At 46.5% G+C, this 12,762-nt stretch carries 11 protein-coding genes; 8 read left to right on the forward strand and 3 right to left on the reverse strand.

All coding sequences use genetic code 11. The features are described from left to right. The first annotated feature begins 7 nt into the window (after positions 1-7). Positions 8-2,230, forward strand: a complete 2,223-nt coding sequence (locus QUB68_RS00305) for a hypothetical protein (RefSeq protein ID WP_332988284.1) — start codon at positions 8-10, stop codon at positions 2,228-2,230. Between the two features lie 86 nt (positions 2,231-2,316). On the opposite strand, the gene QUB68_RS00310 is transcribed toward QUB68_RS00305, so the two are convergent. Then, the gene (locus tag QUB68_RS00310; protein ID WP_332988286.1) at positions 2,317-2,919 is read right to left on the reverse strand and encodes a hypothetical protein; all 603 of its coding nucleotides are present in this window, start codon (positions 2,917-2,919) and stop codon (positions 2,317-2,319) included. A gap of 123 nt (positions 2,920-3,042) precedes the next feature. Between QUB68_RS00310 and QUB68_RS00315 the strand changes: the two genes are divergently transcribed. The 5 genes from QUB68_RS00315 to QUB68_RS00335 all read left to right on the forward strand — a co-directional run bounded on the left by QUB68_RS00315 (position 3,043) and on the right by QUB68_RS00335 (position 8,306). Continuing rightward, a complete protein-coding gene (locus QUB68_RS00315) occupies positions 3,043-3,804 on the forward strand; it encodes an OmpA family protein (RefSeq protein ID WP_332988288.1) in 762 nt (253 codons plus the stop codon). An 80-nt stretch (positions 3,805-3,884) separates the two neighbouring features. Beyond that, entirely contained in the window at positions 3,885-4,760 is an 876-nt protein-coding gene (locus tag QUB68_RS00320; RefSeq protein WP_332988289.1) for an ABC transporter permease, read from the forward strand. A gap of 142 nt (positions 4,761-4,902) precedes the next feature. Beyond that, positions 4,903-5,760, forward strand: a complete 858-nt coding sequence (locus QUB68_RS00325) for an ABC transporter permease (protein WP_332988291.1) — start codon at positions 4,903-4,905, stop codon at positions 5,758-5,760. A gap of 177 nt (positions 5,761-5,937) precedes the next feature. Beyond that, positions 5,938-6,999, forward strand: coding sequence for an ABC transporter substrate-binding protein (locus QUB68_RS00330; protein ID WP_332988293.1), 1,062 nt, complete (start codon positions 5,938-5,940; stop codon positions 6,997-6,999). A 218-nt stretch (positions 7,000-7,217) separates the two neighbouring features. After that, positions 7,218-8,306: an ABC transporter ATP-binding protein gene (locus tag QUB68_RS00335; protein WP_332988295.1), complete on the forward strand. Its 1,089-nt coding sequence runs from the start codon at positions 7,218-7,220 to the stop codon at positions 8,304-8,306. Between the two features lie 25 nt (positions 8,307-8,331). Here the strand turns inward: QUB68_RS00335 and QUB68_RS00340 are convergent, their stop codons facing one another. Continuing rightward, positions 8,332-10,470, reverse strand: coding sequence for a protein phosphatase 2C domain-containing protein (locus QUB68_RS00340; protein ID WP_332988299.1), 2,139 nt, complete (start codon positions 10,468-10,470; stop codon positions 8,332-8,334). A gap of 597 nt (positions 10,471-11,067) precedes the next feature. Continuing rightward, positions 11,068-11,478, reverse strand: a complete 411-nt coding sequence (locus QUB68_RS00345) for a Fur family transcriptional regulator (RefSeq protein WP_332988301.1) — start codon at positions 11,476-11,478, stop codon at positions 11,068-11,070. Between the two features lie 142 nt (positions 11,479-11,620). On the opposite strand from QUB68_RS00345, the gene purS reads away from it, so the two are divergent. Together purS and purQ are read left to right on the forward strand one after the other, a co-directional pair. After that, entirely contained in the window at positions 11,621-11,905 is a 285-nt protein-coding gene (purS, locus tag QUB68_RS00350; protein WP_332989199.1) for a phosphoribosylformylglycinamidine synthase subunit PurS, read from the forward strand. A gap of 2 nt (positions 11,906-11,907) precedes the next feature. Next, complete coding sequence (gene purQ / locus QUB68_RS00355) at positions 11,908-12,609, forward strand: phosphoribosylformylglycinamidine synthase subunit PurQ (protein WP_332988303.1); 702 nt, start codon at positions 11,908-11,910, stop codon at positions 12,607-12,609. Positions 12,610-12,762: the final 153 nt, after the last annotated feature.

Here is a 12,762-nt window from a genome sequence, read left to right on the forward strand (position 1 = left end):
TGTCAATATGCAATTAATTAATTATTTGACTGCTGTTTTTGGGGTGATTTGGCAGAACAGCATTTTTCACTGGGCGGCGCTAATTTTGCTGTGCGTGGCTGTTTGGGGTGAGTACACTTCTGTGAAGCAGTATCAGCGATATGTCGGTGCGAAAAGCCGATCGACTTTTGAGGCTGTCAACTATTTGAGCTCGAAGTTAGAAAGCGGTACCTCAGGGGCGATCGAACTACGACAGTGGGAAGCAGCAACGGATACTTGGAAACTGCTTGTAGACTGGTTTAGCGAACACTTGGCGGGCGACATAACCGCTGACGGCGAGGCTTACAGGGCGCAGGTAAAATCCGGGCGGTTTGTCTTATTTCAGTATCCGGCAATTTTAGGGCGATCGGCACCTCGGAGTCAGTGGCGGTTTGTGCCCAGCGTCTTAGTAGCCCTCGGGGTTTTGGGCACATTTTACGGCATTCAAACTGGCTTGCAGGATGTTAACTTGGGTTCGCTGCAAGATACAAAAGAATTGCTACCCTCGATTAGCACGTTGCTGGAGGGGATGAAAACGGCGTTTTCGACTTCTTTGATGGGTTTGGGATCTTCTAGCGTATTTACGATTGTGTTGGCTTGGGGCGATCGCACGCGCGTTGCTAATCAATCCAATTTACGCAACAAATTAGATAAAATCGCGAAATTGCAAACGCCAGAACAAATGTTTTCCCGCGCCAATTCTAGCGGCGATGCTGAAAGTGCGATCGCCCTTGCAATCGAGACAATGAGAAGCGGATTTGCTCAAATCGTCGAGGCGCAAAGCAATGTGAACTCGCAGGCGATCGGACAACAAATCGGTTTAGCAATGACCCCAGTTTTCCAAGACATTCGCCAAGAATTATCCGTACTAAAACAGATTAAAGCAGACCAAGGCGAAGAGATATTAAACAACCTGCTTTCAGGACTCCGCACCGAAGTAATTGAACCCGTAGTTGGGCGATTAGATCAAAGTGCTCAGTTAACTCAAGAAGCATCCGAAGCTGTCAGAGAACTCAAGAACGAACTAGGCGGAATATCTTCTAGTTTAGCACAATCTATCCTGACAATTCAAACTTTCCAGCAAGATACATTAGTACAGTTGCAGGAATTTGCCAACAACTTGCAGCAAATTTTAGGACAGTTTCAAACTGACACCCACGGCGTTTTGCAGGAAATGGCCACCGAAATACGATCGGGAGTTGGAGAAAGCATTGAAGGCATGAAAGCGCAAAGAACAGCCTTTCAAGAAAGCGCCCAAGAAGCCGCCGATACATTTAGAGGAATTCAGGACAATTTGCAAGCATCGCTGCACACTCAAGCGGCACAAGAGAAGGAAATGCTAGAAGGTGTCGAAACCCGGATGACCAATATTTTAAATGCAACGCATACAGCTTTTCAAACTCAGTCAGACACGCTCAAAGTAGTAGGCGACGAAGCTTCGGAACTGATGGATAAAGCCCGAGAAAATTTGGTTGGTAGCTTACAAAATGTTGACGCAATGTTGCAAAATACTCGCGTCACTGTTCAGCAAGAGTTAGATAACTTCCGAGTGACGTATCAATCGTCTCTTCATCAATTCTTTACCCAACAAAACAATTTACTAGAAGGTACTTTAGGCAAGCAACAAAAAGGCTTAGCACAGGTTGTACTCGGCTTGCAGAAAGTTTTTCAGGAAGAATCGGAGAAGCGCAAATTAATGTCGCAGCAAGTTGACCAAAGTATGAGCCAAATTTTGACAACCGCCGCAGAAGTCAGTCAGTTTGCTAATTCTGTAGGCTTGAATTCCAGCCAGCGTTTGGCACAGTTGCAGGAATTAGCGAAGATCACCGGACAAGAAGTGCTGCGGGTAGAAAGCGTGTATGAAAAAATGGCAAATCAGTTCAATACAGAAGGGGAAAGGTTGCAAACTACCTATACAAATTTGGTGAATCAATTAAATGCAGCTTTGCAAGCGGAACAAGAACAAGTGCAGCGGGTTGAAAGTGCCTATCAAAACATGACAAATCAGTTCGATCGCGCGCTGGAGTTGGGCAACAATCAATTAGTTGGCTATTTGGAAAAAACTACGTCCTCGCAGCACAAGTTTTTTGAAGAAGCTGATACTTCGATGGCGAAAGTGTGCACGGGATTGCAAGAAAGTTCGGACGGTTTGATGCAGGTTGCTCATTATTTGGTGGCGGCGGCTGATAATTTGGGAACGAAGAAACCGTAGGGGCGGGTTTTACGAGAGATATTGGAAACATATCGCAGGTCTAATAAACCCGCCCTCCATAGTTGTAATGGCTTGAAAGTTGGCAATTAATCATCTTTCACCATCCACACTAACAAGCTCAAAATATGCTCGACAGGAGGTAGCGGATAGTCGGTTAGGTCGATCGTTACTATTTGTCCCTCCAACTTCAAAAACCGCCATTGTGTCCCGCTGGTAACGCAACCGTAGACAGCCCTAAGCGGTTGCTCTTTTGCCTGATTAAATTGCCCTACAGCCAACATTTCTGCAATGCACTGTCCCAGCCCTGATTTCAGGTCAGATTTTTTTGCCTCAACCACCACAATTGCTGGCGCTTCCACCGTAAGTTGTTCGGGAGAACGGCTAATCAGGAAATCACAAACTCCGTTTAGTCCAACACTCGGATCGACATTAAATTCTTCACCGGAAAACACGCTAATTTGACGGTTGAGAATTCGTCGCACTTCCAGCAGGACAGGATTAATAATGACTTCAGAGCGAGCTTTTTCGGTGTCTACAGCGATCGCCCAAGGTACATCTTCTAAAATCGCTAATAACTTAGAACTCGCAGCGATCGGCTCAACAGAGTCCGGGAAAAATCGGCTTCCCTCAACTATTGTCAGGTGAAAATCTCGCTTCACCTTGTCGATGCTAAACTGACTGTAGGGCATAATATTTTTTTGTTGTTTTTATTCGAGATTGTCATGTAAAATGGCAGAATCTATCAAATAGTCCACAGTAATAATTATAGGTCAAATCTGACAGTATAAAAAAACTAACACCTAACAACAAACATGAGAGATTTATCAGATTTAGACAATGCACCGGAAACAGAAGAAGAGGAAGATTCCAGCGTCCTGCTGTCGATCGGCGATTTAATGTCCGGCTTGCTGATGTTGTTCGCCCTTTTGTTCATCACCGTGCAAATTCAGCTCAGCGAAAAGGTGAAAATGCTGGATGAAAAAATCCTTCAGGTGGAAAAGCTGCGCCAGGAATTGCAACAATATCAAAGCGCATTTAAAGCACTGCCGCAGATTATTGTCAATGCTTTAGAGGGGAAAGTTGGAGACAAAGATATTTTTACTGTTGACCCAGGGACGGGAGATGTCAGCATTCGCGATCGCATTTTGTTTGATAATAACAGTTCCGTCCTCAAACCCGAAGGAAAAAAGTTTCTCCAAGCCTTCATTCCCATTTACAGCCAAGTGCTTTTTGCTAACAAACAGTTTGAAAAACAAATTGCTCGCGTTGTTATCGAAGGGCATACCAGTTCCGCAGGTTCCGAACCAAAAAATCTGGAACTGAGTTTGCGAAGAGCTTTAGCTGTTTCTAATTATATGTTTTCCGATGAGGTTAATTTTCCTAAAAAAGCAGAATTGCAGCAGAAAGTATTAGTTTCGGGACGGGGAGAATTAGATGCGAATCCGACTCAAAATGCAGCGGGCGATCGCAAAGTCGTTTTCCGCTTCCAATTCCGCCGCGAAAACTTGAATGTAGACTTAAACCGCCAGTTACCCTCGCCCGAAGCCAAAAGCCAGAATTCTCCCCCTAAATAAATGCTGCGGCTTGACCTGCGGATTTGATATAAAATGTGTTGCATTATTAGTGCTATACGCACGGGTAGCCAAACACCCTTATGAAATCGCTCTTTCCCGATCGCAAATCGAACATCGAACATCGAAAATTGTATAGCCTGTTACTGCTATTATTTCCAGCCACCGCATGGCTGATAATTTTCTTCATTCTGCCGGTGCTAATTGTACTTTTGTACAGTTTTTTAGAACGCGGTACTTACGGCGGCGTTACTTGGATATTTACTCTCAGCAACTACCAGCGTTTGTTCAGCGGACTTTTTTTAGGCGTAATTGGGCGATCGCTCTTTTTAGCTTTTTTGACAACCGCCGCTTGCCTTTTAGTTGGCTATCCCCTAGCATTTTTCATCGCCACCCGTCCTCCACGCTGGCGAAATGCCTTGCTGTTGCTGGTAATTATTCCATTTTGGACTAATTTTCTGGTGAGAACCTACGCCTGGATAATTCTGCTGCGCAGCGAAGGAGTAGTTAACACAGCCCTCCAAAGCTTGCAAATTATTACCGAACCGTTAAACTTGCTGTTTACGCCTTTCGCTGTGGCGATCGGTCTTATTTACGGTTATTTACCTTTCATGGTTTTGCCTTTATATTCTAGCATAGAACGCTTCAATTTTGTATTAGTAGAAGCTGCTCAAGATTTAGGGGCAAACGATATTAGGACTTTCTGGCGCGTATTTTTGCCATTAACAACTCGCGGCATTGTTGCAGGTTCGATTCTAGTTTTTGTTCCCGCAGTTGGTGCTTTTGTTACACCGGATATATTGGGCGGTTCCAAAACAGTTATGGTGGGAAACTTGATTCAAAATCAGTTTATGAAAGCTCGGGATTGGCCTTTTGGTTCGGCGCTTTCTATGCTGTTGACTGTAATCATATTGATTCCTGTTTTAATTTACTTCCGTGTCTCTGATGAAAGTTCATAAATGGTGTGCATCGCGCACCCTAAATTTAAGATAAAATGCCCAATGCCCAATGCCCTGTTTGGCCAATGCCCAATGACTAATGCCCAATGCCCAATGACTAATGCCCAATGCCCAATGCCCAATGCCCAATGCCCAATGCCCAATGACTAAAACAAAACTAGATTTGCTCGTGCGCGCGATCGGCAAAAAGTGGCTTTGGGTACAAGCGACACTAGCATTTGCCTTTCTCTACTTGCCAATTCTGATCTTAATTATTTACTCCTTCAACGCTTCCAAATTTAACGCAGTTTGGCGCGGTTTTACCCTCGATTGGTACGGTAGCTTGTTTAGCAATGCAGGCGCGACGATTGCTACCAGCAGCAGCGCCGGAATTTTGCCAGCACTTAGCAATAGCTTGCTAATTGCAGCTATTTCGACTGTGTTAGCGACAATTTTCGGTACAATGCTAGCGCTAGCACTCGAACGCTTTCATTTTCCTGGACGCAAAGCAGTGGAAGCTTTACTGTTTTTGCCGATTATTATGCCCGAAATTACGATCGGCATTTCGCTGCTAGTTTTCTTTACCCTCGTATTTCGGATCGTAGAAAATCTCACGGGAATCCGCCTCAATCTCGGCTTACCTACAGTAATTATCGGTCACGTTGTCTTTAATATTTCCTTTGTGACGATTACTGTCAGGGCGCGTTTAGCCGAACTCGATCCTCAATTAGAACAAGCAGCTTTTGACTTGGGCGCCAACGAATGGCGGACTTTTTGGCGCATCACTTTCCCTCTAATTTGGCCCGCTATTTTCAGCGCGGCACTGCTGGCTTTTACGCTGTCTCTCGATGATTTTGTCGTGACATTCTTTACCACAGGTGTCGGTTCGATGACGCTGCCGCTATTGGTTTACGGCATGATAAAATTTGCAGTGACGCCAGCGATTAATGCCATCTCAACTTTGATGTTGTTGGCTTCCTTGTTGCTGGTTGTATCATCACTCAGGGTTCAAAAAAATTGACTAAGGATCGCAAATTAAATAATTTACACAAGTTTGTGGGATGGGCGTCCCGCCCGTCCATAAAGAACGGGCGGGACGCCCATCCCACAAGAACAATAAAGATTGTAAGTTATTTAATTCTCATTCCTAAATTGCTTTTTATGTCATAATTATTGTTTTATGTAGCCAACAAAACCCATGAAACGCCTGCTGACTTTCCTACTTTTGTTTGTGATGAGTGCAACGGTGGTTTTCGGCTGTAGCCGCACAGGTGGCAACCAGCAACAAGTCCTCAGCATTTACAATTATGCAACTTATATCGCCCCAGAAGCGATCGCCCAATTCGAGAAAGAGAACAATGTTAAAATTCAATACGACACTTTCGAGAACAGCGACGCACTCTATGCCAAACTAAAACAGGGAAATCCCGGTTACGATGTCATATTTCCCGCCGATTACATGGTGAAAATCATGGCAGCCGATAATATACTTGAGCCGTTAGATTTAGCAAAAATTCCCAACCAAAAAAATCTTGATTCCAGATGGCTAAACCAAACATTTGACCCTGGTAACAAATATTCGTTGCCTTATCAGTGGGGAACAATGGGAATTGGCTACAACATCAAAGCAACCAAGGGCGAGATTAACAGTTGGGGGGCGATGTTCGATCCTAAATATACGGGAAAAGTAGCATGGCAAGATGATGCCAGATATACTTTTGCAGTGGTTTTAATTTATCTAGGATTTGACCCAAATACAACTAATCCTGAAGAAATCAACAAAGCCCGCGATTTGCTGATTAAAAATAAGAATATCATTGCCGCCTTTGTCCCCGACACTGGTCAAACTCTGCTCGATCAAGGAGAAGTAAATCTGACAATGGAATGGAGCGGCGATATTTTTCAGGTGATGAAAGAGAATCCCAATCTCCGCTATGCTATTCCAAAAGAAGGCACAATAGTCTTTTCTGACAACATGGCAATTCCCAAAGGTGCGCCGCACAAAGAGTTAGCTGAGAAATTTATTAACTTCATTTTGCAGCCAGAAATAGGTGCTAAAATTTCCAATTTTACCCACTATGGCTCGCCGAATAAAGCAGCAATAGACAAAGGTTTAATTGACCCGAAAGATTTGAAAAATCCCCAAATTTACCCGCCTGCTGAGGTATTTGGCAAACTGAAATTCTTGCAGGATGTCGGGAAAGCAACCGCATTGTACGATCGAGCTTCGACGGAAGTTAAAGCAGGGGCAGGAAAGTAAGCTGTTTCACATTTAAATTGCCGATTTGGGGTGATGCTCGGAGCAACGCCCCACAAGAAATAGTTTGATTATTTTTTGACAAGCAACTTAAATGCACAATAGATTAATCGCCGAGCTCATTTTAACAATCTTCTTTCTTAAAACTCTTGTGGGCAGTTGCTCCGAGCATCACCCCTAAAAATTAAATTCAAATGCACAACACCCTATCAGGATAGACAATGCACGCCGTAGAAGTTTTAGATATTTCCAAAGTATTTAAAAGTGTCCGCAGTCAAGATTTCTTAGCTGTAGACAACCTTAACCTGCAAATTGGCGATCGCGAATTCTTTTCTTTGCTCGGCCCTTCCGGCTGCGGCAAAACCACAACTTTGCGAATGATCGCGGGTTTTGAAATGCCCACAGCGGGGGAAATTTATCTTCACGGCCAACCGATGCAAAATCGCCCGCCATTTCACCGCCCAGTGAATACGGTATTTCAAAACTATGCTTTATTTCCGCACATGACTGTAGCACAAAATGTTGCATTTGGGTTGGAAATGGAGAATTTGCCTCAGCAAACAATTGGCGATCGCGTGGCGGAAACTTTAGCATTAGTACAGTTAACAGATGTAGAAAAACGCTATCCCCGCCAACTGTCGGGAGGACAGCAGCAGCGAGTTGCGCTGGCGAGGGCGTTAGTCAAACAGCCTTCTGTTTTGCTGTTGGACGAGCCCCTAGGAGCGCTGGATTTAAAATTGCGTAAAGAGATGCAATTAGAATTAAAAAAAATGCAGCGAAAATTGGGAATTACGTTTATTTATGTGACTCACGATCAGGAAGAAGCACTCACAATGTCGGACAGAATTGCAGTGATGGAGGGAGGAAAACTGCAACAAGTCGGGACGCCTGTTGATATTTATGAATATCCTAAAACGCGGTTTGTAGCTGATTTTATTGGGGACAGCAATTTTTTAACCGGGCGAGTAGTAGAAAAGCAACAGGGTCAAATAATAGTGTTGGTTGACCAACAGTTGCCAGTATTAGTTGCGACAGCAGAAGATTGGCCCGCTGGGAAAGTTGTTACGCTGGTGTTGCGGCCGGAAAAAGCTGCTATTTATCCGGCTAATTATGAGGCTGAAAATAGCTGGCCGGGAACAGTAGAAGAGGCGATTTATATTGGCACTGATACGCGCTATACGGTGCGCCTGACTGCTAAAAGCTCGATCGCCCTTCGCCGACAAAACTTGCACAGAGATGACTTGCAGCGGCACAAAGTTGGCGACAGCGTTCGAGTCGCCGTGCCGCCGGAAAGTATCTGCATTTTTTGAAACCTCCTGCTGAATTCGCTCTCCTTTACTGCGGTGATGGCGAGGGACTCTCGGCCCCGGGCGCGGGAATTTCCGCAGGAGTTGATTCTGGCGACGGCGAGGGACTCTCCGCAGGAGTCGATTCTGGCGATGGCGAGGGACTCTCAGCAGCGGGCGAAGGAATATCGGCACCGGGCGAGGGAATATCCGCAGGAGTTGGGGCGGTAGTTTCCGGCGGTGGCGGAAGTTGTTCGGGATCAGGCTGCGGGCTTTGGAGGCGGCGCACCCACAAACCTAAACCGGCGAAGGCTAACATCAGCACCAACAGCCCCAGCAAAGGCAGCCAACGCTTGGATTTCTGTTTTTGAACTGGTTCCGGGGCGGGGGCAGTTTCTGGGTACAGCAACTGTTTGGACGATTCAGAAAGCTGAGATTCTGGCATCCTGCCGGTCTTCTGGAGGGATGCCGACCCTGACACAGACGGTGACATCGGCAGCGACACCGGCGCTGCTGACACCGGCGCTGACGCACCAGCCGTATCGAACAGTACCAATCTCTCCGGCGACATCCGACAGTAAGTCACCACCACAGAGGTGTTATCGTAACCGTTTTTCTCGTTGGCGAGGCGAATCCAAGACTGAACCGCAGCTTCCAAAGACATTTTGCCCTCTAGCACCTCTGGGCCGTAATTCTCCCAAGATTGCTCTACCCAATCGTTGTCGCTCAAACCGTCGGAACACAGCAGCAGTAAGCCTTCCTCTTCGATGATAAATCGCTGAATCGTCGGGCGCAGAAAATCGCCGTCCCGGGTGCCCAAAGCTTGAGTCAGGGCTCCTGCATCCGATCGCAATTGAGTCTCCCAGTATAAACTGTGTCCTAAGTGCACTTCCCTGGACGCTACATCGTCGTCCACAGTCAGTCGCTGACAGTAATTTTTGCCAATCCAATAAGCGCGGCTGTCTCCAACATTAACTAAATAAAGTTCGTGGCCGTTATTCGACGGCAAATCCTCGGAAACTTTCACTTTTTGAGGCAACTGGAGGGCCATCACCAAAGTCGTCCCCATCCGCTGGCGCAACTCTTTTCCCTGCTCGTTATTTTGAGCGGAAATCACATTATTCACAACTCTGACTATTTCTTCGAGTTGCTCGGTCACCATTTGTGGCGTCATCAACTCTTGTTGTTCAGCGATTTCTGCGAGCAAATTTTGGATTAAAGCTTTCAGGGACTGCACGGCTAATTGACTGGCAACTTCTCCACCTTCGTGGCCTCCAACCCCGTCGCAAACCATTGTCAAGTAAGGAATTAGTTGGTCGTTCCCTGAAGTTTTGCTTGATTGAAAATCAGCAGCAGTCGGATAGCAACTGTCTTCATTTTGGGAGCGCTGCGGCCCAGTATCGGTGATGCCGACTACTTCTAAGTGCAGGGGCAATTTAGCAGCTTGTTCTAATAGTAAATCGTTTAGTTCCAGGGCGATCGCATCGAGATTCATGCTGCTGCGGCGCATAAATACACAAATCTCTCCGAGTCTCGACTGCACCTCGGGTTGTGCCGATTCCACCAAACCCGACCACACGTCTCCCAAATCCTTCAGCGTCGGTACAAAATTGCCGGGGTGCAGTTGCAGCAGGCGTACCCGCCAACCTTCCACGCGCAAATTTTCCGGTACCAGCAAACTCGCAGCGACTCCTTGTTCTGAAAGCGCCGTCCACATTTGCAGCATTTGCCACAGCCAGTAAACTTGGCGGGCGGCACTTGTCTGAGCCCAAGCTTCTAGAATAGAAGGATACAGGCGACCGAAATTATTGACTGGCACATTTTCCAACAGCAGCACCTCTACCGCTTCCGCTGCTTCCCCGAGGGAACAAAAGCCGTATACTTCCGGCGTGTGCAGCCGCTGGGGATACAAATGCAAGTAAGGCATAATCGTATCCGGCAGTTGTTCGGGGACGCTAGGAGGGATAGATGGACGGCTGTCAAGCCAGATTTGGGGTGCAATCACAAAATATCGATCGGCGATTACCTTACCCGTCGCCACTTCATCGGCTGCTGGGCCCACCGCCCACAAATAGCGATAAATTAAATTGGTTTCGCAAGCTGCACACTGCTGGCGGCCAAAGGTATTGCCGGGATCGGGACAGCTCAGATTCGGGCAATAAATGGGTTGAGAGAAACTACTGATCATATCGAAATAGTTTGTGTAAAAACATTCTGAAGATATATGATTCCCAGCTCCAAATTCACGAGCTTGAGAATAAACTGATTTTAGCCCCGATCAATTTCTTAAAGGCCTTGGGCCCCTAGAAATTGTAGTTGCGGCCGGTCTCGATCGGCTAAAATTGTCATCTAAGTTACTAAAGCTCTGATTTTGAGTAAGAGCGAAGCATCAACCGGAGGACTGCGGCGCGACAAATCGCGATCGGGCTGGCAAGTCGCAAACCCTTGCAGAGTAAGTCGTTGATAATTCTTAAATTTCCAATTTTAAATCTAAGAATCTAAATAGTATCACCTATTCTTTTTACGATCTGGATTTCCGCGCTCCTTTGGCTGCTGGCTGGGGCTTTGCGATGTTTGGGAGAGCTATTTTTCTCAATTGCTCGTTTCCGTTTGTATGGGAATCATAATTTTTCGAGTGTTGGGCTCTTGAGTGCAAGTTCGATCGAGTGGGATGCTCGCACTCCGATATCATTAGGGTTTTACAAGATTTCAGATCAGTCCTATTTATTTCTTTGTCCTTTGTCCTTTGTCCTTCTTCCTTTGTCCTTCGGTCAACTGTCAACTGTCAACTGTCAACTGTCAACTGTGATGCTTGAGCGAGGGTACATCGATCGCACAATCCGAAAAACTCCAAAGTGTGATAATAAATCTTGAAAGAATGAGATTGTTGCAGTTGGCTTTCTAGGTGATGGACGGGGCATTCGTCGATCGTAATGGACGTGCCGCATTCGAGACAAGTTAGGTGATGTTGGTCTTGGTGGGCGGCACCGTAGAGAGATTCGCCGCTAGCAAGGGTTCTGACTTGCACGAAGCCCTCCCGCTTTAAACCGTCGAGGGAGCGGTAAACGGTTGCTAAGCCCATGCTGTGGTCGCTCTGGCGCAGTTCTAGGTAGATATCTTGTGCTGAGAGCGATCGATTCAAGGTCTTGAGCAAGTCTAAAATGCGCTCCTGACTGCGGGTGCGGTTGGTTCTCATAATTTTTTTGTGTAGTCTGCTGGAATCACATTTGTCCCTGTTTCTAGGCTATCTCACTTGGGGAAGTCAAAGGTCGATCGCGCGCAGGTCGGTTGTAGAATACAATGGCGCTAACTTGCACATCACCTACCGCAACATTCCCGTGACTCAGAAATATCTTGCCCAAATCTATGTTACTCTCCGCCCTTCGGTTTTAGATCCCGCTGGCACTGCCGTACAGTCTGGTTTGCAACACATGGGATACGACAATGTTGAGGGCGTGCGGATCGGAAAGTACGTTGAATTGACGCTGACTGCTGTTGGCGAGTCGGAGGCCCGCGAACAACTCGATCGCGTTTGCGACCAACTTTTGGCGAATCCAGTTATTGAGAATTATCGCTTTGATTTGACTGCAATTGCTGTACCTGTCGAGACAGCAGGGGTATAAAAATGAAGTTTGGAGTTATTGTTTTTCCGGGTTCAAATTGCGATCGCGATGTGGTGTGGGTGACTCAAGGGTTGCTCAACCAACCGACGCGGATGATTTGGCACGAAGATACCGATATTTCGGATATTGATATCATTGTAATCCCTGGTGGTTTCAGTTACGGAGATTATTTGCGGTGCGGCGCGATCGCCCGTTTTTCTCCGGCGATGCAGGCTACGGCGGAACACGCGAAACAAGGAAAGCTTGTACTGGGCATCTGCAATGGTTTTCAGGTGTTGACTGAAGCTGGTTTGTTGCCGGGTGCTCTGGTGCGGAATGCGGGATTGCATTTTATTTGCGATCGCACTTCCTTGAAAGTTGAACGCGGTAATACGCCGTGGACTTCGGCTTATACTTCGGGTGAAATCATCGATTTGCCGATCGCCCACGGGGAAGGCAACTATTATGCTGATGCGGATACTTTGGCAGAGTTAGAAGAGCACGATCAAGTGTTGTTTCGCTACTGTACAAGTGCCGGAGAAATTAGCGCTGCTGGTAATCCAAATGGTTCGTTAAATAATATTGCGGGCATTTGCAATCGGGCAGGCAATGTGTTAGGAATGATGCCACATCCTGAACGGGCTTCTGATCCGATGTTGGGCGAGACTGATGGGATGAAATTGTTTCAAGGGTTGCTGATGGCTACTGTGGCGGCTGTTTTGTAGTAAAAAACAAATATTCGGATGAGGACACGGCAGTGCCGTTTCCCTACAGATGGATATTCGGGTGATGATGGCATTTGATCGCGCGCCGGAGATTTTGGGGTAGGGAAACGGCATTGCCGTCTCCTCTTTTGCCGTGTTGCCGATGGTTGAATT

Origin of the sequence: Microcoleus sp. A006_D1 (assembly GCF_036702805.1) — a bacterium.
Lineage (GTDB): Bacteria > Cyanobacteriota > Cyanobacteriia > Cyanobacteriales > Microcoleaceae > Microcoleus.